Annotated in this window: 17 protein-coding genes and 1 pseudogene; 14 read left to right on the forward strand and 4 right to left on the reverse strand. The window is 56.3% G+C overall.

What is annotated here, in order from left to right:
- Nucleotides 1–22: 22 nt before the first annotated feature.
- From ABJF76_RS08355 to ABJF76_RS08370, 4 genes are all read right to left on the reverse strand, one after another.
- Nucleotides 23–967 (reverse strand): NAD(P)-dependent oxidoreductase, encoded by a 945-nt coding sequence (locus ABJF76_RS08355; protein WP_413821824.1) that lies wholly within the window; start codon nucleotides 965–967, stop codon nucleotides 23–25.
- A gap of 78 nt (nucleotides 968–1,045) precedes the next feature.
- Entirely contained in the window at nucleotides 1,046–2,020 is a 975-nt protein-coding gene (locus ABJF76_RS08360; protein ID WP_413821823.1) for a membrane dipeptidase, read from the reverse strand.
- 3 nt (nucleotides 2,021–2,023) lie between these two features.
- A complete protein-coding gene (locus tag ABJF76_RS08365; protein WP_413821822.1) occupies nucleotides 2,024–2,857 on the reverse strand; it encodes an NAD-dependent epimerase/dehydratase family protein in 834 nt (277 codons plus the stop codon).
- A 21-nt stretch (nucleotides 2,858–2,878) separates the two neighbouring features.
- Nucleotides 2,879–4,090, reverse strand: a complete 1,212-nt coding sequence (locus ABJF76_RS08370; RefSeq protein WP_413821821.1) for an NAD(P)/FAD-dependent oxidoreductase — start codon at nucleotides 4,088–4,090, stop codon at nucleotides 2,879–2,881.
- A 184-nt stretch (nucleotides 4,091–4,274) separates the two neighbouring features.
- On the opposite strand from ABJF76_RS08370, the gene ABJF76_RS08375 reads away from it, so the two are divergent.
- The 14 genes and pseudogenes from ABJF76_RS08375 (at nucleotide 4,275) to glgX (ending at nucleotide 25,409) form a co-directional block, all read left to right on the forward strand.
- Nucleotides 4,275–4,871 carry an ANTAR domain-containing response regulator gene (locus tag ABJF76_RS08375; RefSeq protein ID WP_413821820.1) on the forward strand — a complete coding sequence of 199 codons (597 nt, stop codon included), beginning with the start codon at nucleotides 4,275–4,277 and terminating at the stop codon, nucleotides 4,869–4,871.
- Nucleotides 4,868–6,040, forward strand: coding sequence for a CmpA/NrtA family ABC transporter substrate-binding protein (locus ABJF76_RS08380; protein WP_413821819.1), 1,173 nt, complete (start codon nucleotides 4,868–4,870; stop codon nucleotides 6,038–6,040). Before ABJF76_RS08375 ends, ABJF76_RS08380 begins: the two co-directional genes overlap by 4 nt.
- Nucleotides 6,041–6,276: 236 nt before the next feature.
- Nucleotides 6,277–7,647 (forward strand): CmpA/NrtA family ABC transporter substrate-binding protein, encoded by a 1,371-nt coding sequence (locus ABJF76_RS08385; protein ID WP_413821818.1) that lies wholly within the window; start codon nucleotides 6,277–6,279, stop codon nucleotides 7,645–7,647.
- 185 nt (nucleotides 7,648–7,832) lie between these two features.
- The gene (locus ABJF76_RS08390) at nucleotides 7,833–8,921 is read left to right on the forward strand and encodes an ABC transporter permease (protein WP_413821817.1); all 1,089 of its coding nucleotides are present in this window, start codon (nucleotides 7,833–7,835) and stop codon (nucleotides 8,919–8,921) included.
- Nucleotides 8,922–8,926: 5 nt separating this feature from the next.
- Complete coding sequence (locus tag ABJF76_RS08395) at nucleotides 8,927–10,603, forward strand: ABC transporter ATP-binding protein (protein WP_413821816.1); 1,677 nt, start codon at nucleotides 8,927–8,929, stop codon at nucleotides 10,601–10,603.
- A gap of 121 nt (nucleotides 10,604–10,724) precedes the next feature.
- A pseudogene (locus ABJF76_RS08400) lies at nucleotides 10,725–12,068 on the forward strand (NAD(P)/FAD-dependent oxidoreductase); the annotation flags it as partial.
- 152 nt (nucleotides 12,069–12,220) lie between these two features.
- Nucleotides 12,221–12,460, forward strand: coding sequence for a hypothetical protein (locus ABJF76_RS08405; RefSeq protein WP_413821815.1), 240 nt, complete (start codon nucleotides 12,221–12,223; stop codon nucleotides 12,458–12,460).
- Nucleotides 12,457–15,057 (forward strand): molybdopterin-dependent oxidoreductase, encoded by a 2,601-nt coding sequence (locus tag ABJF76_RS08410; RefSeq protein ID WP_413821814.1) that lies wholly within the window; start codon nucleotides 12,457–12,459, stop codon nucleotides 15,055–15,057. The genes ABJF76_RS08405 and ABJF76_RS08410 overlap by 4 nt, the downstream gene beginning before the upstream one ends.
- Nucleotides 15,058–15,078: 21 nt before the next feature.
- Nucleotides 15,079–16,461: a siroheme synthase CysG gene (cysG, locus tag ABJF76_RS08415; protein WP_413821813.1), complete on the forward strand. Its 1,383-nt coding sequence runs from the start codon at nucleotides 15,079–15,081 to the stop codon at nucleotides 16,459–16,461.
- A 161-nt stretch (nucleotides 16,462–16,622) separates the two neighbouring features.
- Nucleotides 16,623–18,236 (forward strand): alpha-amylase family glycosyl hydrolase, encoded by a 1,614-nt coding sequence (locus ABJF76_RS08420; RefSeq protein ID WP_413821812.1) that lies wholly within the window; start codon nucleotides 16,623–16,625, stop codon nucleotides 18,234–18,236.
- Nucleotides 18,237–18,363: 127 nt separating this feature from the next.
- The gene (glgB, locus tag ABJF76_RS08425) at nucleotides 18,364–20,580 is read left to right on the forward strand and encodes a 1,4-alpha-glucan branching protein GlgB (protein ID WP_413821811.1); all 2,217 of its coding nucleotides are present in this window, start codon (nucleotides 18,364–18,366) and stop codon (nucleotides 20,578–20,580) included.
- A complete protein-coding gene (gene glgC / locus ABJF76_RS08430) occupies nucleotides 20,577–21,848 on the forward strand; it encodes a glucose-1-phosphate adenylyltransferase (protein ID WP_413821810.1) in 1,272 nt (423 codons plus the stop codon). The genes glgB and glgC overlap by 4 nt, the downstream gene beginning before the upstream one ends.
- A gap of 4 nt (nucleotides 21,849–21,852) precedes the next feature.
- Nucleotides 21,853–23,283: a glycogen synthase GlgA gene (glgA, locus tag ABJF76_RS08435; protein WP_413821809.1), complete on the forward strand. Its 1,431-nt coding sequence runs from the start codon at nucleotides 21,853–21,855 to the stop codon at nucleotides 23,281–23,283.
- 47 nt (nucleotides 23,284–23,330) lie between these two features.
- Nucleotides 23,331–25,409, forward strand: a complete 2,079-nt coding sequence (glgX, locus tag ABJF76_RS08440; RefSeq protein WP_413821808.1) for a glycogen debranching protein GlgX — start codon at nucleotides 23,331–23,333, stop codon at nucleotides 25,407–25,409.
- Nucleotide 25,410: the final 1 nt, after the last annotated feature.

Here is a 25,410-nt window from a genome sequence, read left to right on the forward strand (position 1 = left end):
GCTTTCCGGCTCACAAGCCCTCTCAGCGGCGCACGATCACCTCGTCGCCTTGTTCTTCGGGTTCGTCATCGGTCATTTCCGCAGGAAAACCCGGGGCGGTGACATCAAGGCCCGTGGATTCTTCGAGGCGTTTAATGATGTTGGGCGACAGCTCGCGCGGGCCGAACCGTTCAATCCGGTCGTTAAAGATGTTGATCAGCAGCGGGTTCAGTTCAAGCGGCACGCCCGCCCGGTCGGCCACGTTTTGAAACAGGCCGATGTCCTTGGCCACCAGATCCATGGTGAACGAAATATCGCGACTGCCGTTCAAAATCACCTGACCTTCGGTTTCATGCACAAAGGAAGTGCCCGAGCTGATCGCCATTGCCTCGTAAGCCACGCCAAGATCCATGCCAGCCCCTTTGGCCACAGTCAGCGCTTCGGCCACGCTGACCAAATTTGCGGTCGCCAAAAAATTTGTCAGCACCTTAAGAACCGAAGCCGACCCCAGATCACCCGTATGCAGCACCCGCCGCCCCATTGTCGTGAGCAGCGGCAAAATGCGTTCGAAGGTAGGGCGATCGCAGCCCGCAAAAATCGCAATGTTGCCGGTGTCGGCGCGGTGACATCCACCAGACACCGGGCAATCGACGGCCGTCCCGCCTGCCGCGATAACTTGGGCGCTGATGCGTTTTACTTCGGCTTCATCGGTGGTCGACATCTCCATCCAGATTTTGCCGGGGCCGATATGGGGCAACATTTGTTCCAGCACGGCGGCAGACGCCGCCGGGCTTGGCAAGCAAGTGATCACCGCATCACAGGTTTGCATCAGATTTGCAGGGCTTTTGCCGTCTTTCGCACCAGCCGCGACCTTTTCAGCCACAAAATCCGCGTTCAGATCATGCACCGATACATCATGCCCATTGCGCAACAAGCTGCCCGACAGTTTGCCGCCAACGTTACCCAGTCCGATAAATCCGATTTTCATGTGACACCCTTGATTGTTTGGCGACACACAAAGACGCGGCGGCCCGCCTGTCCGTCCTGTTTACGACATGCGCGCCGCTTACAGACTTGGCGTGAAATTGTCCGCGTAAAAGCGATACCAATTGCCGCCCATGATGGCCGCGACCTCAGCCGCGTTCATGCCCGTCGCCTTCAGGCCGCTTTCGATGTTCCCAAAATCACGGTTATCGCGGAACCAATCCGGTTGCAGTGGGAAACCGGGGGCCGCGGCAGAGCCTTCGCCATAATCGATTTCTTTGCTCCAACGTCCCACGCGCATCCATTCGACAATTGAATCAGGTTGATCTTGGCACAAGTCAGACCCAATGCCGATTTTATCAGTGCCGTACCGTTCGGCGGTGCGGGCAATCGCCTCGCAAAAATCCTGAAGCGTGCAGTTCGACCCACCCTTAAGGTGGTGCGGATAAAGCGAAAAGCCCAACATCCCGCCCCGTTCCGTCACCGCGCGGATCACGGCGTCGCGTTTGTTGCGCAAAGCCGGGTGCCAGTCATGTGGATTTGCGTGGGTGATCGCGATGGGGCGGTCGGAAATCTCTGCCGCCTCGATGGTCGAACGATCGCCAGAATGGCTCATGTCGATGACCAGCCCAACGCGGTTCATTTCCTTGATAACCTGACGACCCATGCGGGTGATGCCAGTGTCGTCGTCCTCATAACAACCCGTCGCCAGCAGGGATTGGTTATTGTAGGTCAACTGCATGAAACGCGCACCAAGAGTGTGCACGATTTCAACCAAGCCGATGTCGTCCTCGATCGGGCTGGGGTTCTGAAAGCCAAAGAACACCGCCGTTTTGCCAGCCGCACGCGCAACATCAATGTCGGATGCCCAAAGGCCCTTGGTGATCAAGTCCGGGTACTCTTCGAACCAACGGTTCCAACGTTCAAAATTCAGCACCGTTTCGCGAAAATTCTCGTGATAGGCGATGGTAACGTGGATAGCATCCACGCCCCCCGCCCGCAGCTCACGAAACACTTTGGGTGACCAGTTGCAATATTGCAGGTTGTCGATACGCATCGGCTAGTCTTCGTCTGCTTTGTCAAAATTGAACTGATCCATCGCGCTTTGGCCCAGCGGAATGCCCGCAAATGGCCCGCCATGGCGGTAATGCGATGGGTTTTGCGGATCCAACGGTTCTGCATCGGCAAATATCTTTTCCGCAAATTGTTCGGCGTTGTCTTTGGGGCGATATCCCAGATGGCGCGCAGCTGTGTTGTCCACGGGCGCGCGGTCATTGTCTGACACGCCATAGATGACCGAAAATCCAGTGATCGGCGTATTAATAGCCCGTTCAACTAAGTGGATCATGTCATCATAACTCAGCCAACTGCCCACGGCGCGCGGGTTGGTGACTGGCGCGCAGGACAGAATGCGCAAACATACGGCCTCAAGCCCGCGTTTTTCCCAATACATGCGGCCCAAATCTTCGGCAAAGCACTTGGCCAGACCATAGAACGTGTCAGGGCGGTGGGCGACGTTGATGTCGATGGCTTCGTTTTTGGGGTACATCCCAACGGCATGGATGGAAGAGGCATAGACCACGCGGCGCACGCCATGAATGTGGGCCGCTTCCCAGATGTTGTAAGCGCCGATGAAGTTCGGGCCTAACATTTCCTCAAACGGGACTTCGTCGACCAGTGCGCCGAAATGGATGACCATATCGGCCCCTTCCAGCAACGGTTTGATCGCGTTCATATCAGCAAGGTCGGCCTGAACGTAGGTCTCGTTCGCACCCAGTTCACCGACGCTTTCGGCGATGTCAGTGATCAACAATTCATCACACATCGCCGCCAAAGGCGCGCGCAACCGCGACCCCAGACTGCCCGCCGCGCCTGTCAGAACCAGTTTCTTCATGTCGATGTCTCCTGTGCGCCTTTAGATGATGGCTTTTTCGATGATGGGGCGGTTATTGGTGATCCGCTCATAATTAAACGCGCTCAGATCAAGCGCACGGTATTCGCCATAGGTCAGCCATTCGGCAGTGCCGCGCCCCATGGCGGGGGATTGTTGCAAACCATGGCCGGAAAACCCGTTGAGGAAAACAAAGTTCTCCACCTGATCATGTGACCCCATGATCGCGTTGTGATCAAACGTATTCATAGCATAGTGCCCGCCCCATTCATGGGTGACTTTGATGGCCTCAAATTGCGGAATTCGGGTCGCGAGGGCGGGCCAGATGTGATCCTGCCAGATCGCGTGGTCCATAGCATAATCGTCAAAGCCTACAGCCGGGTCGATGTCAGAATGTCCGCCCGCTTGATAAGTGCCCCCGCCGTTTTCGCGCACATGCACGCCGGATGGATCGATCGTCAGTGGCAGATCACGATCCAGAGGCGTTTCGGCCGTAAAAATCCACGTAAAGCGTTTGCGCGGCTCAACCGGCACGTCAATCCCGGCCATTTCGGCAGTCCGTGCCGCACGCGGGCCAGAGGCGTTGACCAGCTGACCACAAGACACAATTTCACCGCTGGCCAGTGTAACGCTGTCGATGCGGTTGCCTGTACGGGTCATGGCGACGACTTCGTTTTGGATGTATTCCACACCGCGCTCGCGCGACTGGCGACGCCACCAATCAAACAGACCTGCGCCGTCAAAATACCCTTCGTTTTCGGTGTTGATCGACCCAAGCACGATGTCGTCAACATTGTAAAACGGATAGGCCTGTTTAATCTGCTCAGGGGTCATCAATTGGGTCGCAGCGCCCGCCGCGCGCTGCACCTTTTGGCTGTCTTTTAACACGTCGGCAAAGGCAGGCGTATCGGCCAGATACATATAACCAAAGTTGTGGACGCCCAAATTGGGCACGCGTGGGTCATTGCCCATATAAGAACGGATGTTATTCACAAAATCAGCTGCAAACTGGCTGATGCGCACGTTTAATTCTGTCGAAAACTGCTGACGCATGCAGCTGTTGGTGTGCGCCGTCGAACAGTTTTCGTAAGCCAAATCTTTTTCAACAACCAAAACAGACCCATCAAAGTCAACATTGTCACTTAGGAACCATGCCGTGGATGCGCCCATAATTGCACCACCGATGATCACAACGTCATAGCTGCGGTTTTGCGGAGTGGATTGCTGTGCAGCCATTGGCGTTCCTTTCGGCGTTGGTTTGGGCCGCACACTGGGGGTAAAACCCGCACGGCGCTAGTGGGTATTTTCAACTGCCTGCAAATCAGGCGTACTGCCTTAGAACTTCGCATGACGGTGTCGGATGTTGTGAACATTTGGCTTGGCGCAGGGTGCGATCTTGGCAAGGACGGTGACGTCATTAATGGCTCGGACCGTGGACAAAGACATTAAAATTGCCGTGGTCGAATCTGACCCTTCGCGGGCGCGCGATATAATCGATGCGCTCAAGGAAGACGCTTGGGAAAATGTTGTGGTGCTGGGCGATGTGATCGGCCTTGCGCGTAAGCTGGCTGCGTTGGACCCCGACCTGGTGCTGATTGATCTGGCCAACCCCAGCCGCGATGCGTTGGAACAGATCAGTGCCGCCTCGAATGCACAAAGCCGACCGGTCGCGATGTTTGTTGATCGCTCAGACGATGAGATGACCCAAGCGGCTGTTACCGCCGGTCTGTCCGCCTATGTAGTGGGCGAATTGCAACCCGAACGCATCCGCCCCGTTTTGAAAACCGCCATTGCGCGGTTCCAAATGATGAGCCAGATGCGTCTGGAATTGGAAGCCGCCAAACAGGCCCTTGCGGATCGCAAGACGTTGGACCGCGCTAAGGGCATGATCATGCGGGCACGCGGGATCGGCGAAGAAGAGGCCTATGCGCTGCTGCGCAAAACGGCCATGTCACAGAACCGCAAGGTCATCGACGTCGCGCAAGCGCTGCTAACAGCGTCGGATTTACTGTCATGAGCACCCGGCTGAACTGCGGCTATGTTCCGCTTGTGGACAGTGCGCCGCTGATCGTGGCGCAGGACATGCGCTTTGCTGCCGACGAAGGGATCGAGCTGAACTTGCTGCCCCAACCGTCTTGGTCGGCGCTGCGCGATTTGTTGGCCTTGGGGCATTTGGATGCCGCACATATGTTGTCGCCGATGCCTGCCGCCATGTCTTTGGGCCTTAGCGGCGCGCCTGCACAAGTTGACGCGCTTATGGTGTTGTCTGCCAACGGAACAGTGATCGGCGTATCGTCGCAAATGGCCGATGCGATGCGGACCAAGGGATGGCACGGCAGCTTTGACGACCCATCGGGCACGGCAACGCCATTGCTAAATGCGCTAGATCGCCCTTTGCGGGTCGGGGTGCCCTTTCCTTATTCTATGCATCGGCTGCTGTTTGAATACTGGATCGATGCAGGTGGCCAAAGCCCCTATGCACCCGAAATCATAACCACGCCGCCGCCCCTTATGGCCGATGCTGTCGGGGCCGGGGAATTAGACGTTTTCTGTGTCGGAGAACCGTGGGGGTCCGTTGTTGTCAGCGCAGGTGTTGGCGAATTAATCCTGCCCGGCGGCGCGATCTGGGCACAAGCGCCTGAAAAAGTACTGGCCGCACGGCGATCCTGGATTGAGGCCAACGACAAAGCTGTCGGAGGCTTGATGCGCGCGGTCTGGCGCGCGGCACGTTGGCTGGATCAACCTGAAAATCGCGTTCTTGCCATCGAGATCTTGGCCCGAAGCGCGCATTTAAACCTGCCAGTGCCGGCAGTCGAACACGCATTGACCGGACGCTTTGCCACTCGGCTTGGCGGACCGCCCGTGCATGTGCCGGACTTTGTTTTGTTCCATGATCGTGCCACCAATTTCCCCTGGCGCAGTCAGGCCGCATGGATTGGAGCACAAATCGCACAGATCACAGGTATTGAGCGAACCCACGCGATTGCAGTGGCACAAAACAGCGTGCGCCCAGATTTTTATCGCGCACACCTTGGTCAGATGGGTGTCGACATGCCAGGTGCCTCCTCCAAGATCGAGGGCGCGCTCAGCAATGCCACCGCGGTTGCCTCGACCAAGGGGCAGATGATTCTTGGGCCGGATGCTTTCTTTGACGGCAAAACTTGTGACTTTGGCGCGGATTTTTGACTAAAAAATGGGCGCTCGCTGCATCGCAGCAAAAATCCCTGCGTGAATCGCCAAAACCTTATTGTTCTGCCGCTAATCTAAACCCTAACATGATTTTAACGAAGCAAAGTTGCTTCTGACCGCCCCCATCGCTGGAGGCACATAACAAGAGCAAAGCCGCTCACCCCGGGTCACGCGTTCCTCCTCCCTCGCGTCCGGTGTGGGCGGCTTTTTTGTTTTCGAAAGGACAAAACGTAATGACACGATTTTTAGCCACTTTTGGGACGGTTGCCGCCCTTCTAAGCACGACGGCACATGCCGAATTGCTGGACCTTGAAAAGGACGAATTGACGTTCGGCTTTATCAAGCTGACGGACATGGCCCCGCTCGCGATTGCATACGAGAACGGGTACTTTGAAGACGAAGGTCTGTTTGTCACCCTTGAAGCGCAAGCCAACTGGAAAGTGCTACTCGATGGCGTGATTGACGGCCAACTTGACGGCGCGCACATGCTGGCGGGTCAGCCCTTGGCAGCCACCATTGGGTACGGCACCGAGGCGCACATCATCACGCCTTTTTCCATGGACTTAAACGGCAACGCCATCACGGTATCCAACGATATTTGGGACGAAATGAAGCCCCACGTGCCGTTGATGGACGACGGTCGTCCGCAGCATCCTATCAGTGCAGAAGCGCTTGTACCTGTTGTTGAAGATTACAAAGACCAAGGTCTGCCTTTCAACATGGGCATGGTGTTTCCGGTCTCTACCCACAACTACGAAATCCGCTACTGGTTGGCCGCTGGCGGTCTTCAGCCCGGTTACTATTCGCCCCAAGACGTGTCTGGCCAGATCGGTGCGGATGTACTGCTGAGCGTAACACCCCCACCACAAATGCCCGCCACAATGGAAGCAGGCACTATATATGGATACTCGGTGGGTGAACCTTGGAACCAACAGGCAGTGTTCAAAGGCATCGGCGTGCCGGTCGTCACCGACTATGACATGTGGAAGAACAACCCCGAAAAAGTGTTCGGCCTGAACGCAGAGTTCGCGGCAGAAAACCCCAACACAACGTTGGCGGTCACCAAGGCGCTGATCCGCGCGGCGATCTGGCTGGACGAAAACGACAACGCCAACCGCGAAGCAGCGGTCGAAATCCTGAGCCGTTCGGAATATGTAGGCGCGGATAGCGAAGTCATCGCCAACTCGATGACCGGTTTCTTTGAATTCGAAAAAGGCGACCGTCGTCCGGCACCCGATTTCAACGTGTTCTTCCGTTACAATGCGACCTACCCATTTTATTCTGACGCGATCTGGTATCTGACGCAGATGCGCCGTTGGGGTCAGATCGCTGAGGCCAAATCGGACCAGTGGTTTTTCGACACGGCCGCCGAAGTGTACAAACCTGCGATTTACCTTGAAGCGGCGCGTATGTTGGTCGACGAAGGCTTGGCAAACGAGGCCGACTTTCCTTGGGACAGCGACGGGTTCAAAACACCGACACCTGCCGCCGATATCATCGACGGGATCGGCTATGACGGCAAAACCCCCAACGCCTATCTTGAGAGCCTGCCGATTGGTTTGAAGGGTGAGCAAAAGATCGTCGGTAACGAAGTCGACGGTTAACCCAAAAGTGGGGCGGGCAGATATGCCCGCCTTACGCTGCGTCGCAGCAACTCAACATCGCACACCGCCTTGCCGCCCAATTAAGCGGCACTTTTCATCACGACCCATGCGTTAAAATTCACGACTGACAAACTGTGCACTGAAACGACATCAGACCGCCCTGCGGTATCTCGGAGAACCCTAACATGACCGCCATTGACCCTTCCGAAATCGCCGCACAGGACAGTGCCGATCGCGAAGCCCGCCGCCAGCGCCTGTTCACGAAAATCAACGCCGCGGACAAATGGTTTCAGGTCCTGGGCCTTGCATGGCTGACGCCGATGGCAAAAGCCGCCGCCGGGGACAATCCACGCGCACAAGGCAAAGAAATCTGGCGGCTTCTGGGTGTTCCGCTACTGGCAATCGCACTGTTTCTAGGCGCATGGTCTGCTCTGGCGCCAAAAGTACAAACCTCACTTGGGGCGATCCCCGGACCGATGCAAGTTTGGGAACAGGTTGGCGTTTTGAACGACGACGCTGCGCGCGAGCGTGACAAGGAAGCGGCCTTTTATGTGCGTCAAGACGAACGCAACGCCAAGCTGATCGCAGACGGTCAAGAAGACCGCGTCAAACAGCGCATCTATACCGGGAAACCGACCTATTACGACCAGATCTGGACGTCGATCAAAACCGTATTCTTTGGATTTTTGCTGGCATCGGCTGTTGCCATTCCGCTTGGCATTGCCGCGGGTCTTAGCCCGATGGTGTCTGCCGCCATCAACCCGCTGATCCAGATTTTCAAACCTGTGTCGCCGCTGGCTTGGTTGCCCATTGTAACCATGGTTGTGTCGGCCACTTATGCCAGCGATGGCTTGATGTCGAAATCCTTTTTGACATCGGCCATCACTGTGACCCTGTGTTCGCTGTGGCCCACGCTGATCAACACAACACTTGGTGTCGCGAGCATCGACAAAGACCTCGTCAGCGTTTCAAAAGTTCTAAAGATGAGCACATGGACCAAGATCACAAAGCTGGTTCTGCCCTCGGCTTTGCCCTTGATGTTTACCGGCCTGCGGCTGTCGCTTGGCGTGGGCTGGATGGTGTTGATTGCCGCCGAAATGTTGGCGCAAAACCCCGGTCTTGGAAAGTTTGTCTGGGACGAGTTCCAGAATGGATCATCGCAATCGCTGGCCAAAATCATCGTGGCTGTGCTGACCATCGGCATCATCGGCTTCCTGCTTGATCGGTTGATGTATGCGATCCAATCCCTGTTCACATTCACGAACAACCGGTGATCGATATGAATGTATTATCCTTTAAAAATGTCACCAAATCCTATGGCTCGGGCGAACATCGCGTCGATGTGCTGAACGACATCAGCCTTGACGTACAAGAGGGAGAATTCCTTGTTTTGCTTGGATTTTCCGGCTCGGGCAAGACAACTTTGATCAACCTGATGGCTGGCCTAGATACGCCCACGCAAGGCGAAGTGAGCTATCGCGGAGCGCCAATCAAGGGCCCCGGCCCTGAACGTGGCGTGATCTTTCAAAGTTATTCGCTGATGCCTTGGCTCACTGTGAATGGGAACGTACGCCTTGCCGTTGACACGGTGCATGGCGGGCTTTCCAAAGAAGAACGCGCGAAAAAGGTCGACCATTACGTCAATATGGTTGGTTTGGGCCATGCTGCCATGCGTCGCCCGGCCGAGTTGTCCGGCGGAATGCGTCAACGCGTGAACGTGGCGCGTGCTTTGGCGATGAACCCCGAGATGCTGCTGCTAGATGAACCGCTCAGCGCGCTCGATGCTTTGACGCGTGCCAATCTGGCGGATGAGATCGAACACATTTGGGATGCCGACAAGAAAACCTGCGTTTTGATCACCAACGATGTGGACGAGGCGATTATTCTGGCCGACCGCATCATTGCCCTAAATCCGGATGGGACTTTGGGCGCAGAATTCAAAGTCAACATCCCCCGTCCCCGCGATCGGATGGACATGAACACCGACGAAACGTTCAAACGTCTGCGTGCTGATGTGACCAAATATCTGATGGATGTCGGCATCGAAGCCAAGATCGAAGAAACACGCGCCCTGCCCGACGTGACCCCTATCCACGGTGTGCCGACGGCGGTGGCAGATGCGCAATCTGGTATGATCGAAAACCGGTTTTTGGACTTTTCGCAACTGCACAAAGTGTACCCAACCCCCAAAGGTCCGCTGACGGTGGTCGAAGACTTCGACCTTAAGATCAACAAAGGGGAGTTTATATCCCTTATCGGGCATTCGGGTTGTGGTAAGTCAACTGTTTTGACGATGGCAGCCGGACTGAATGAGATTTCCAAAGGCGCAATCAAACTGGATGGCCGCCACGTCGAAGGGGCTGACCCTGAACGCGCCGTGGTGTTTCAATCGCCAAACCTGTTTCCGTGGCTTTCCGCAAAGGAAAATGTCGCGATTGGGGTGGACAAGGTTTACCCAAATGCGACCCGGATCGAACGCCAAGAGGTCGTCGAATATTACCTTGAACGGGTGGGTCTGTCTGATGCGATGGACAAGCAAGCCGACAGCCTTTCCAACGGCATGAAGCAACGTGTTGGCATTGCCCGCGCTTTTGCCTTGTCGCCGAAATTGTTGTTGTTGGACGAACCCTTTGGCATGTTGGATTCCCTCACGCGTTGGGAATTGCAAGAAGTGCTGATGGAGGTCTGGAGCCGCACCAAAGTCACCGCCATTTGCGTCACCCACGACGTGGACGAAGCAATTTTGCTGGCAGATCGAGTCGTGATGATGACCAACGGGCCGCAAGCCACCATCGGTAAAATCGTTGACGTCGACCTGCCCCGCCCGCGCACCCGCAAAGCTCTGTTGGAGCACCCTGATTATTATTCCTACCGGCAAGATGTTCTTGATTTTCTTGAGGAATATGAACACGGCGCAAAGCCCAAGGCGAAACCCAAAGCCATCGCAGCGGAGTGACCCATGACACCTGACCAGATCGCACTTGTCCCCCCCCTGTGCCTAGGGCCGAGCTTTCGAAAAGATGCCACCGAACGTGGCCTTGGCTCAGCCGCAGCACCCTTCGACTTAGGAGGACGAAGTGACTAAAAAACTCGTAATCATCGGGGCCGGAATGGCCACAGGCCGGTTGATCGAGGATGTGATGGAACAGGCCCCCGATGCCTATGACATCACCCTTTTCAACGCAGAGCCGCGCGGCAACTACAACCGCATCATGTTGTCGCCTGTTCTGGCTGGCGACAAAACCTACGCCGAAATCGTGACCCATGACGATGCGTTTTACGAAACACATGGGATCACCTGTCGTTTTGGCGAAGCGATCACATCCATTGATCGGGCTGCCCGCACGGTCACAGCGGCCAATGGGGACGTTGTGGCCTATGACAAACTTGTTTTTGGGACCGGGTCCAACCCCTTTATCATCCCTCTGCCCGGCCACGATTTAAAAGGCGTGATTGCGTATCGCGATCTAGAAGACACCGAACAGATGATGTCACTTGGTGCAGGCAACAAGGTCGTTGTCATCGGTGGTGGTTTGCTGGGTCTAGAAGCGGCGGCAGGTATGGCCGTTCGCGGTGTTGATGTCACGGTCGTGCACATCATGGGCCACTTGATGGAACGCCAATTGGATGAAGCCGCCGGATACCTTCTGCGCAAGGCGCTGGTCGACAAAGGGATTACAATTCTTTGCCAGGCCAATTCCAAAGAAATCCTAGGTGCCGACGGGCATGTCAAAGCCTTGTTGCTGGATGACGGCACCGAATTGCCCTGCGATCTTTTGGTCATGGCTGTCGGCATTCGGCCCAACGTGGCGCTTGCCGTCGGCGCCGATTTGGCGGTCGGGCGCGGCATTCACGTCGATGATCAGATGCTGACATCAGACCCAGATGTTTTGGCAATCGGAGAATGTGTTGAACATAACGGTGCGATCTTTGGCCTTGTCGCCCCACTTTACGATCAAGCCAAAGTCGCCGCGCAGACGCTTCTTGGACAGCAGGCGGCTTTTGTCCAAAGGGAACTCAGCACGAAATTAAAGGTCACAGGCTGTGATCTGTTCAGTGCGGGAGACTTTGCCGACGGCGAGGGGCGCGAAGACATCGTATTCCGCGACCCCGGACTTGGCGTGTACCGCCGCCTTGTGATCAAGGACAGCGTGATCGTCGGTACGGTCATGTATGGCGACACGGCCGACAGCAATTGGTTCTTTGGGCTGATCCGCGACAAGACCGATATTTCTCACATGCGCGAGACGGTCATATTCGGGCCCGCCTATCAAGGAGGCCCCCCCTTGGACCCGTCAGTGGCCGTTGCAGCCTTACCGCATGATGCGGACATCGATGGCAGCAACGGCATTTCCAACGGAACACATATGGATGCGATCAATGGCGGCACGCCTGATCTAAAGGCTATGCGCAGCCTAACCTATGACCGGATTGCGGATCGATTGCAGGGCTATTTGGGTGCCCGCTTTGACCAACCTCAAACCGTAAGTCAGCAGGACCGGTCGGCAGAACATGTCGCGATGGCACCTCAAATTTACCAAACTATTCCCAACCTGACCTTGGAGGCCGCATAATGAGCGACCGGATTGATATTGTCTGCTTTTCTGACGTCCCACTGCGCGGCGCGCCTGTCGTCAAAACACAATTGAAACGCGTTGTAGCGCTTCAAACCGCGGCGGATCAGATCTTTGCCATCCACAATAGTTGGCTGCACAAGTTTAGCCCACAAACCAAAGGGATCATGCAGCGCGCTGACGATGCAGGCCGCATCTCGTTTGCCAACAGCCATTTGCGCGCGGGGTGTACAACATGAGCACGTGCACCACTTGTCCATACTGCGGCGTAGGGTGCGGCGTGCTCGCATCGCCTGATGGCACCATAAAGGGCGATCCGAACCATCCGGCAAACTTTGGGCGACTGTGCTCAAAAGGTTCAGCGCTTGGGGAAACCATCGACCTCGAAGGGCGTTTGTTGGCCCCGCAGATCGACGGCACGCAAGCGGATTGGGACACAGCCATTGATCTGGTCGCCGCGAAATTCCGCGACGCGATCCGTGATCATGGTCCCGATAGCGTCGCGTTCTATGTCTCGGGTCAATTGCTGACCGAAGATTACTATGCTGCCAACAAGCTGATGAAGGGTTTCATTGGATCGGCGAATATCGACACGAATTCAAGGCTTTGCATGGCCTCCTCTGTGGCGGGTCACAAACGAGCCTTTGGCAGTGATACCGTGCCGGGCACCTACGAAGACTTGGAACAGGCCGATCTGATTGTCCTTGTGGGATCAAATTTGGCGTGGTGCCACCCGGTTTTGCATCAACGCATCGCCGAGGCTAAAGCCGCCCGCCCCAATATGCGCGTCGTCAACGTTGATCCACGCCGCACCGCGACCACGCAACTGGCTGATATACATCTGCAAATTGCGCCAGACGGCGACATAGCACTGTTCAACGGTTTGCTGACGCATCTGGTCGCCGAAGGGCACGTGGACGCCGATTATGTCGAAAAACACGTTAACGGGTTCGACGCGGCAACACTGGCCGCGCAGGCCACCGATCCCGCTGAAAGCGGATTAGACCCAGACGCTTTGCGCCAGTTTTACTCGCTATGGGCGGACACCCAAAAAGTCGTTACCGTCTATTCTCAGGGCGTTAATCAGTCGTCTTGCGGGTCAGACAAAGTGAACGCGATTCTGAATTGTCATCTGGCGACAGGCCGCATTGGCCGCCCCGGATGTGGGCCGTTTTCGGTGACTGGCCAGCCCAACGCCATGGGTGGCCGCGAGGTGGGCGGATTGGCCAATATGTTGGCAAATCATCTCGACATCGAGAACGCAGATCATCGCACAGCCGTGCAGAATTTTTGGGACAGCCCGACGATGTGCACCGCCCCCGGGCTAAAGGCCGTCGACCTCTTTAAGGCCTGCGCAGATGGTAAAATCAAAGCGCTGTGGGTCATGTCGACCAACCCCGCCGCCAGTATGCCAGATGCGGAAACTGTCGCCGATGCAATTGCAAACGTCCCGTTTACGGTTGTGTCCGACATCATGGCCCGCACCGACACAGGCGATCTGGCAAATGTGCTATTGCCCGCCACGGGATGGGGCGAAAAAGACGGCACTGTCACAAATTCAGAACGACGGATGTCTCGTCAACGCGCCTTCCTTCCTGTGCCCGGATCGGCCCGGCCCGATTGGCGCATTATTTGTGATGTGGCCTGCGCAATGGGCTTTGACGCGGCGTTTTCCTACGACAGCCCTGCCGCGATTTTCCGCGAATATGCGGCATTAAGCTTGGCCGCAAAACCGTTCGATCGCGATTTTGATATCAATGGCTTAGTTGATATTTCTGACGACGCATACGCACACTTTGAGCCCGTACAATGGCCTGTTCCAGCCAAAGGTTCTGGGCGTGCTCGGTTTTTTGCGGATGGCCAGTTCTTCCATGCCGATGGCAAGGCACGGATGTTGCCTTTGACAGCGCCCGAGCGGTCTGTGTCCGAAGGGTTTCACTTGAACACTGGGCGTATTCGCGACCAATGGCATACGATGTCCCGCACGGGAAAATCACCCCGCCTTGGCGCGCATTTGGCTGAACCTTTCGTCGAGATTTGCCCAGAAGACGCACGCAACATGGGTCTTGATATTGTTGAACTTGTCGAACTTGAATCTGGTGGGCGGACATCTGTGTTACGTGCTCTTCCGACGGACCGCGTCGCGCAAGGCCAGCTGTTTGCCCCAATGCATTGGACGCGGCAACGCAATGCGGCAGGGCCCGTCAATTCAGTTATACGCACCCGTACGGATCTCGTATCTGGTCAACCTGCCTTGAAGGCCGGGCGGGTATCAGCCCGGCGATTTGAGGCGAAGTGGTATGGATTTATCGCATCGGCGGAACTGATAAAACCACAAGGAGAATATTGCGCCGTGGCACGCAGCGCGACGGGGTGGCAGGCTGAAATGGCAGGCTCAACAATGCTAGAAGATCCACAGGGGTTGCTGGCGGATTTGGTTGCTTTGTCCGGCGATGATATCAGCCAATTGCATGACCCGGCGACGGGGATGACGCGCATCGCTTATCGCGCGGATAGCGTCCTCCATACGGTAATGTATTGCGCGGCGTCTCCGGTGGCCGTGTCACGCGGTCATGCTGTGTCGCTGATCGGCACGCAAGTTCCGATGTTGGACGCGCTGTCAGGGCGCAATCGCGCCAACGCGAAAGACCCCGGGGCGACCGTTTGCGCTTGTATGGGCGTTGGTATGAATGATCTGCGGCAGGCGATTTCCGCCGGGGCCACAAGTGTCGATGCTCTTGGCGCGGCAACTGGGGCGGGCACCAATTGTGGGGCATGTCGACCAGAACTGGCAGCACTTTTGCCCACGCAAATCAAAGCAATGGCGGCTGAATAATCAAATGAAAAAAACGTTTAGATGAAAACCTTTCCGATGTTTCTGACCATGTCAGGTCGTTCCGTCGTGATCGCGGGCGGCGGTGAACAAGCCGCGCAAAAGTGTCGCTTGATGCTTAAGACCGAGGCACGAATTGTCGTGTTGGCAGATGCTTTGGACGTCGAATTGCAAAGCCTTGCCGACACGGGCCGCATCATCTGGCTGCGTGGGGCGATCAGCCCTGCCAGCTTTGAACACGCGGCATTGGTGTTCATTGCGACCGGGTGTCCGGGGCTGGATGGTTGTTTGCATATGCTCGCAAAGGCGGCTGGTGTCGTAGTTAATGTCGTGGACCGCCCCGACTTATGCGATGCGATCACCCCTTCGATCATTGATCGTGACCCGGTCGTCGTGGCCATTGGCACCGAAGGGACAGCCCCCGTTCTGGCGCGCCAAATCAAGACGCGTCTGGAAGAAATGTTGGAACCGCGTTTGGGCGACCTCGCAGCCCTTGCGGGACGACTGCGCGGGTTCGCGGCCCGCCGTTTGGGACCGCGCGAACGGCGCGACCTTTGGGCTTGGGTGTTTAACGGACCATTGCGTGCGCAACACAATGTTGAGGGCGATGAACCCATTGCGACGGCCATCAAGGCGGCGATTTCTTCGGGCCAAATCCCGCAAAGCGGCCCTACCCCCGTGGCTCTTGTCGGTGCTGGGCCGGGCAGCAGCGATTTGATCACATTGCGCGGGGTCCAACGCTTGCAAGAGGCCGATGTGATTTTCTATGATCGGTTGGTGGATCCAGGGGTTTTGGAACTGGCGCGTCGCGATGCCGAAAGGATCTATGTTGGCAAGGCACCCGGCTGTCATAGCTGGCCGCAGGATCGCATCAATGCGTTGATCGTGTCAGCTGCATTGCGCGGGCAGCGGGTTGTGCGTTTGAAATGTGGGGATCCCGGCGTATTTGCACGCGGTGCCGAGGAAGCCGAAGCACTCAGCGCCGCCGGGCTGACCTATGAGATCGTGCCGGGTGTCACGGCGGCCAGCGGTGCCGCAGCGGCGTTAGGTGGTTTTCTAACTGAACGGGGAAAGACCGACACGCTGGTCTTGACCACGGGGCGCAAAGTCGATGCGCACACACACCCCGATTGGGTTCAACATCTTAGCACCCGCAGTCATGTTGCCGTCTATATGGGCGTGCAAACCGCTGGGCAGATTGTGGATGTTCTTTCCAATGCAGGGCTGCTTGACCATGTGCACGTCACTGCCGTCGCCAACGCCCAGCGCGCCGATCAAAAAGTGCTAGACTGTCCAGCGCGTGATTTGGTCGCGCGCATTGCTGCCAAAGGTTTAACAAGCCCTGCAATCCTGTTTCTGCGCCAGATCGATACCACCAATGCAAGCACAGCTTTGCGCGCCGGATAACCCCCAAGGCCTTCTTTTGGCAAACCATGCAAAGATCAAAGCCTGTGACGGAAGGCCACGCATCGGCCTATCTGGTTGTCATGCCGATGGCATTCCGCATAGTGGACATCAACAAAGGTGCCCACGACAGGCAAACTCAGGACAAATGTAGGAGAACCTAGATGCGCGAATGGTGGCGGGATGCAGTAATCTATCAGATTTATCCCCGGTCGTTTCAGGACGACAGCGGGAACGGCATTGGTGACTTGCCCGGCATCACGCGGCGTCTAGATCACGTGGCCAACCTTGGGGTGGATGCGATTTGGTTGTCGCCCTTCTTTACGTCCCCTGACAAGGACATGGGCTATGACGTGTCCGATTACACCAGCGTAAACCCGCTGTTCGGCACGATTGAGGATTTTGACGCGCTGATCGCGCGCGCCCATGAATTGGGGCTAAAGGTCATCATCGATCAGGTGCTCTCGCATACCTCAGATCAACACGCGTGGTTTCAAGAAAGCCGTCAGGACAAAACCAACGACAAGGCCGATTGGTATGTTTGGGCTGATCCAAAGCGTGATGGCACAGCCCCGACAAACTGGATTTCGGTCTTTGGCGGGTCGGCGTGGATGTTTGATGCGCGCCGCAAGCAATATTTCTTGCACAACTTCCTGACCTCGCAGCCGGACTTGAACTTTCACAACACCGAAGTTGTCGATGCACTGCTGGAAGCGATGGATTTTTGGCTTAAGCGCGGGGTGGATGGGTTCCGTTTGGATACCGTGAATTTCTATGTGCACGATCAAGAACTGCGCAACAACCCAGTGGCGAAATACAAAGAATTCCCCGGCCACCCCTACGGTGCGCAACGCCATGTCTATTCCAAGTCGCGCCCTGAAAACATCGACGTGCTGCGCCGTTTGCGCGCGTTGATGGACAAATACGACGACCGCATGTTGATCGGCGAAGTGGGCGATGATGGCTTTCGTCAGGTCGAATTGATGGGCGAATATACCGCCGGCAATGACAAGCTGCACATGGCCTATTCCTTTGCCATGCTCAGCCACGACCACAGCCCCGAACATTTCAAACGCTGCATCCAAGGGTTCATGGACGAGGCCCCCGATGGTTGGCCCTGCTGGTCGCTGTCCAACCACGATGTGAACCGCCATGTGACCCGCTGGGCGCCAACGCCCGAGTTTGAGGACACAGTGGCCAAGCAGGCCATCAACATGCTGATCAGCTTTCCCGGCACCTTGGGCGTCTATCAAGGCGAGGAACTGGGCCAAACCGAAACTGATATCGAGTTTCACGAGCTGACCGACTTGGGCTATGTGGATTTCTGGCCTGACAACAAAGGCCGCGATGGCTGTCGCACGCCGATGGTCTGGGATGAAAGCCAGCCCAATGCCGGCTTTTCCACTGGTGACACATGGTTGCCGGTCAAAGCCCCCCAAGCCGCACGCGCAGTGGCAGGGCAAGAAGGCGACAACTCGTCCGTGCTGGGCGCATACCGGGCTGCGTTTGCCTACCGGAAATCGCGCATTGAACTGACGCAGGGCGAAACGACATTCCCCAAGCTGCCCAAGCCTTTGTTAGCTGTGTGCCGCACCCATGAAGGCACCAGCCTGACCGGTGTGTTCAACCTGTCGAACAAAGCCAAATCCGTACGCCTTGGCGAAGGGGCGACCTTGACCGGCCCCACCACAGGTGAGGTTGTCAAAGGCCGTTTGAAACTGCCACCCTTTGGCTATGCATATGTGGAAACCAAAGGCGATGACGCACCTTTCGCCTGACACCACACTAAAATCAAAATGAAGGGCTGACATAAGCGCGCAGTTTCGGGTTAGTCTTTCAAAAGCAATACAGGCGCTGCGCATATTTTATGCCCAGCGCGGCAATCCGGAAAGACCAAACATCGCTATGGCAAAACGTCCTACGCTTGAAACGGCCCTAAGCGCTGCCCCACCAGCGGATGTGACGGCTGTTTTGCTAAACGGACATCTTGGCGATCCGTTCCACTTTCTTGGTCTGCGCGACCACCCGGACGGTTTTGCGCTGAATGTCTTTGTGCCCGGTGCAGACACCGTGACCTGTATCACCGGAAAATCCACGCGCATCCCGTTGGAACCTGTGCCAGATGCACCGGGTCTGTTCTGCACTTTGCTAACAAAACACACGCCTTACCGTTTCACCGCACGTGCGGGCGAAACAGAATGGACCTTTGAGGACCCCTATCGCTTTGACCGCGTTCTAAGCGATGATGACCTGTACTTCCTTGGCGAAGGGTCGATGCACCGTCTGTGGAAGACCCTTGGCGCCCATGTCATGACCATTGATGGCGTCTCTGGTGTGCATTTTGCCGTCTGGGCCCCCAACGCTGACCGTGTTGCAGTTGTTGGCGATTTCAATGTGTGGGACGCGCGCCGCCACGGCATGCGCCGCTTAGGCATTTCCGGCGTTTGGGAGATTTTCATACCCGGTGTTGTGCCCGGTGATGTCTATAAATACGCGATCCGCGCCAATGACGTTGATCTACCGCTAAAGGCCGACCCCGTAGGGTTTGGGTCAGAACACCCGCCCAAGACTGGGTCGGTCGTACGCGATATCACACATTACAGTTGGGGTGATGCCGATTGGATGAAAACGCGCGGCGCGCGGCACAGCACCGACGTGGCGATCAGCATTTACGAGGTCAACCTCGCCAGCTGGAAACACGCCGAGGGCAATCGCCCGCTATCTTACGAAGAACTCGCCGCTGATCTAGTGGATTATGTGGCCGACATGGGGTTCACCCATATCGAGATGATGCCGATCACCGAACACCCTTTTGACGGTTCGTGGGGCTATCAGCCCATCGGCATGTATGCGCCCACCATTCGCCACGGCACACCGGATGAATTCCGCGCGCTGGTGACGGCGGCTCACAACAAGGGCCTTGGCATATTGCTCGATTGGGTGCCTGCGCACTTTCCCACTGACGAACATGGGCTGGCGCAATTTGACGGCACGCATCTGTACGAACATGCTGACCCACGCGAGGGGTTCCATCAAGATTGGAACACTCTCATCTTTAACTTTGGGCGGCGCGAAGTCGTGAATTTCATGCGGTCTAACGCCCTGTATTGGCTTGAGGAATATCATCTGGACGGCATCCGCGTCGATGCCGTTGCGTCCATGCTGTACCGTGATTATTCGCGCAAAGATGGCGAATGGGTGCCCAATAAAGACGGCGGGCGCGAGAACTACGAAACCATCGACTTTCTGCAAAGCACCAACAGCTTTGTTTACGGCGAAGACGACAGCGTCATGACCGTGGCCGAGGAAAGCACCGCCTTTCCCGGCGTGTCGCGCCCGGTCTATCACGGCGGTCTTGGATTCGGGTTCAAGTGGAACATGGGGTGGATGAACGACACCCTGCGCTACATGGAAGAAGACCCGATCAATCGCAAACACCACCATCATTTGATGACCTTTGGCATCGATTACGCGTTTACCGAAAACTTTGTGCTGCCCATTAGCCACGATGAGGTCGTGCATGGCAAAGGATCGATGCTGGAAAAGATGCCCGGCAACGATTGGGAAAAGTTCGCCAACTTGCGCGCCTATTATGGCTTTATGTGGAGCCATCCGGGTAAGAAGCTGCTGTTCATGGGCCAAGAATTCGCGCAAAGGGATGAATGGAACCACAATCAAAGCCTTGATTGGCATCTGCTCGATGCACCTTTGCACAGCAGCATGCAAAAGCTGGTGCGTGATCTGAATACGCTCTATCGCGCCACGCCCGCCCTTTATGTCAACGACTGCCGCCCATCGGGTTTTGCATGGGTTGATGGCGGTGATGTCGAAAATTCGATCTATGTGTATCAGCGCAACGGCGGGCCTGATGATCCGCGTGTGGTGGTGATTTTGAATATGACTCCGGTTGAGCGGCCCGACCACCGTGTCGGCCTTCCGGGACCCGGATTTTGGCGCGAGGCGCTAAATACAGATGCAGCCGAATACGGCGGTGGTGGACGTGGCAACCTAGGAGGGGTGCGCGCCGAAGGTGTTGAATGGATGGGCCAATCCCATTCGGCCAACGTCACGCTGCCGCCACTTTCGGCCGTGATATTAATCGAAGGGGAGGACGACCAATGAAACCGACACCTAACCAAAGGCTATCCAATCGCGCGATGGCCTTCGTGCTTGCAGGCGGGCGGGGCAGTCGCCTCAAGGAATTGACAGACAGCCGGGCCAAGCCTGCGGTGTATTTCGGCGGCAAAACCCGGATTGTGGATTTTGCGCTGTCCAACGCGCTGAATTCCGGCATTCGTAAGATGGCCATCGCGACGCAGTACAAGGCCCACAGCCTGATCCGTCACTGCCAACGCGGCTGGGGTTTTCTGCGAGCTGAACGGAATGAATACCTTGATATCCTGCCCGCAAGCCAACGCACATCCGAAGATAAATGGTACCTAGGCACCGCAGACGCCGTGGCGCAAAATATTGATATTATTGACAGTTATGACGTTGATTACATCGTCGTCCTGGCGGGCGACCACATCTATAAGATGGATTACGAAATCATGCTGCAACAGCATGTGGACACCGACGCCGACGTCACCATCGGCTGTTTGACCGTACCTCGGGACGAGGCCAAAGCCTTTGGCGTGATGCATTGTGACGAAAAAGACCGCATCACCAATTTTCTTGAAAAACCAGCCGATCCGCCATCCATTCCGGGCGACCCGGATCATGCGCTTGCGTCGATGGGCATCTATGTTTTCAAATGGAGCTTCCTGCGTGATTTGCTGATCAAGGACATGGCAGATGACAATTCCAGCCATGATTTTGGCAACGATATCATCCCGCAAGTTGTCAAAGGCGGCAAAGCACAGGCGCACCGTTTTGTGGACAGCTGCGTGCAATCGGGATTGGAAACCGAACCTTATTGGCGCGATGTAGGCACCATTGATGCGTTCTGGCAGGCCAATATTGACCTGACAAAGTTCACGCCGCCGCTGGATATTTATGACAATACGTGGCCGATCTGGACTTATTCAGAAAGCGTGCCACCAGCCAAATTCATTCACAACGAAGACAAGCGACGCGGTATGGCCGTGTCTTCGATGGTGTCGGGTGGGTGCATCATTTCTGGCTCAGAAATCAGTGAATCCCTATTGTTTACTGGCGTGCGCAGCCATTCATTTTCGTCACTCCATCAGGTCGTGGCCCTACCCTACGTCCAAGTGGGGCGCGAGGCTGCGCTTTCAAAATGCGTGATCGATCGCGGCGTGATCATCCCCGAAGGATTGGTCGTCGGCCAAGACCCGGTCGAAGATGCCAAGTGGTTCCGCGTCACAGACAGCGGCGTTACGTTGATCACTGCGCCAATGATTGCGGCACGCGCTGCGGCACTGGACTAAGCCCATGCGCAATGTTTTGTCCGTCACGTCAGAATGTGTCCCCCTGATCAAGACAGGGGGGCTGGCCGATGTGGCGGGCGCATTGCCTGCGGGCTTGGCTACGACGGGTTGGCAGGCCCGCACCTTGCTGCCTGCTTATCCCGGCCTGCTTGAAAAGGCAGGTGCCAAACAGCAGGTTTTAACCTTTAAGGACTTGATGGGCGGCAAAGCACGCGTGATGGCGGGCACCGTTGATGGCCTAGACGTGCTGTTGCTAGATGCACCGCACCATTATGATCGGCCCGGCGGTCCCTATGGCAATCCGACCGACTTTCCCGACAATCCTGTGCGCTTTGCAGCACTTTCCTATGCCGCAGCACAAATCGCACGCGAAGGGCTTTCAGATGGTTGGAAACCGCAAGTGCTGCACGCCCATGACTGGCAGGCAGGCCTTGCGCCAACCTATCTGAATCTTGGCGGGCCGCATGACGTGGCCACTGTGATGACCGTGCACAACATCGCCTTTCAAGGCTTGGCACCTGCCGCCATGCTCGGCGTCCTCGGGTTGCCAGTCTCAAGCTTCACCTCTGAAGCTTTGGAATATTGGGGCCAGATTAGCACGTTAAAAGCGGGATTGGTGGATGCAGATGCGATCACCACTGTCAGCCCAACCTATGCGGCTGAATTGATGCGCCCCGAGTTCGGCATGGGACTAGAAGGATTGATCGCGCACCGCGCAGGCGACTTAAGCGGCATCCTGAACGGCATCGACATGGACATCTGGAACCCAGCGACCGATCCCGAAATCGCCTCCTATTCCGTCACGTCCTTGAAAGGGAAAACCAAGAACCGCAAGGCGCTGATGGCCGAATTTGGCCTGTCCAAGATCGATGGCCCTTTGGGCATCATCGTCAGCCGGCTGACCGCGCAAAAAGGCATGGATCTGATCGCCGCCACCGCCGAACAATTTATCGCAGAGGGCGGTGGCCTTGCGATCCTTGGCAGCGGTGATCCCGCCATCGAAGACCAGATGCGCCTGTTGGCGCGCAATCACCCGGGCAAGGTCGGTTTACGGATTGGCTATGACGAAGCGCTTTCGCACCGCATGTTCGGTGGTGGCGACATGGTGCTGGTGCCGTCGCGTTTTGAACCTTGCGGACTGACGCAACTTTATGGACTGCGCTATGGCACGGTGCCGGTTGTCGCCGCGACGGGCGGTTTGGCTGACAGCGTGATCAACGCCAACACAATGGCCAATGCGTCAAATGCGTCCACTGGTTTTCAATTCCATCCGATTGACGCGCTGGCCTTTGGCCATTGCTTGCGCAACGCGGCCCTGATGTTTAGGGACAAGGCGGCATGGTCGCGTTTGCTAAAACGGGGCATGAAGCAGAGCTTGGGTTGGGAGGCCTCATCGACTGCATATGCTGCGTTGTATGAAAGGTTGACCAAGTGAACGTCTCCGCCCCTCACGATCTACCAAAGACCTTAAAGCACCATTCCATGTCAGCCGGACGCCCCTTTCCCATCGGGGCGACCTTTGATGGTGAGGGCGTCAATTTTGCCGTGTTTTCAGAACATGCCGAACAGGTCGAACTATGTCTGTTTGACCGCGATGGCTGGATCGAAATCGCACGCATTCCTTTGATGGAACGCGACGGTGATGTTTGGCACATCTACATCGCAGGCCTCACACCCGGCGCCAGCTATGGTTACCGCGTGCATGGGCCCTATGACCCCGAAAACGGGCATCGTTTTAATCCCAACAAGTTGCTGCTGGATCCTTATGCCAAGCGCATCAACGGCGAAGTGGCGTGGAACGACGCGGTTATGGGTTATACCATTGGTGCCAAAACTGGCGATCTTAGCTTTGATCGGCGCGACAGTGCGGCCTATGTGCCGCGTTCCGTCGTGGTGGATCCCAGCTTTGAGTGGGGCAAGGATGCGCCGCCTGAAATCAGTGCCTCAGACACCCTGATCTACGAAGCTCATGTCAAAGGCATGACTGCCGAATTCCCCGGTCTACGCCACACCCAGCGCGGGCATTTTCTGGGGATGAGCAGCGAACCGGTACTAGAGCATCTGAACAAGCTGGGTGTGACGACCGTCCAGCTTTTGCCTGTGCAGGCGTTTATCGATGACAAGTTTCTGGTGGATGCAAACCTGCGCAACTACTGGGGCTATCAATCTATTGGCTTTTTTGCGCCCGAACCGCGGTATATGGATCAGGCCGGCATCTGGGAATTCCAGACCATGGTGCGCCGCTTTCATGCCGCCGGAATCGAAGTAATCCTCGACGTGGTGTACAACCACTCAGGCGAAGGCAATCATATGGGCCCGACCCTGTCGTTTCGCGGGCTCGACAACAAATCTTATTACCGCCTGACGGATGACCAGCGTTATTACATCAACGACACAGGCACCGGAAACACGTTAAATGTGCGCCATCCGATGGTGCTACGCATGATCATGGACTCGCTTCGCTATTGGGTCGAAGTCATGCATGTCGACGGCTTCCGCTTTGATCTGGCCACTGTGCTCGGGCGCGAGATTGACGGGTTCAACCGCAATGGCGGTTTTTTGGACGCGCTTGGGCAAGACCCCGTGTTAAGCCGCGTCAAACTGATCGCAGAACCTTGGGACCTTGGCCCCGGCGGGTATCAGTTGGGCAACTGGCCCCATCCGTTTATGGAATATAACGACAAATTCCGCGATGGTGTGCGCAAGTTTTGGCGCGGTGATGACGGCTATATCGGGCGGTTGGGCGGTTGCCTGACTGGTGCGGCGGACACGTTTGACCATTCGGGGCGCGCGGCAACCTCTTCGATCAACTTTATCACCTGCCACGACGGGATGACCCTGCGCGACCTTGTCAGCTATGAAAAGAAGAACAACCACGCCAATGGCGAAGACAACCGCGACGGCAAGGACGACAATTATTCCGACAACATGGGTGTTGATGGGCCGACGGACGACGGCGCCGTAAACGCAGCCCGCGCCCAACGCCAACGCAATATGCTGGCCACCGGGTTCTTATCCCAAGGGACGCCAATGTTGTTGGCGGGTGATGAAATCGGCAACACCCAAAACGGCAACAACAACACGTTTGGCCAAGACAACCCGTTGGGTTGGGTCAACTGGGGCAGTGCGGATCAAGACTTGTTGGCTTTTGTTGAGCGCCTAAGTGCGCTGCGTCGCAACAACAAAGTGCTGCGTCAAACGCGGTTCCTGCATTCGCGTCCGCGCAGTGCCGATGGCAAACCGGATATGTTCTGGCGTTTGCCAAGTGGCGTGGCCCCGACCCGTAAAGATTGGGAAGACCCCAAGACCAAAGCCATGGGTGTTGAACTGCGCACCTCTTCCACAACGCCACATTATTCGGCGTCTAACGATGTGATATTCTTGATGTTTAACAATGGGAATGACATCGAAATCGCGCTCCCCCCCTGTGCGCCCGACACCTCATGGGAGCGTATCTTGAACACCGCCGATCCCGACGAAGGCGACAATTGCGTCGTTGGTGACATGGTGCCTGTGGCCGCAGCCTCGGTGTGTGTGTTCACGTTGACCGACAATACTTAAA

It is taken from the genome of Tateyamaria sp., assembly GCF_039940735.1.
In the GTDB taxonomy this organism is placed as follows: Bacteria; Pseudomonadota; Alphaproteobacteria; order Rhodobacterales; family Rhodobacteraceae; genus Tateyamaria.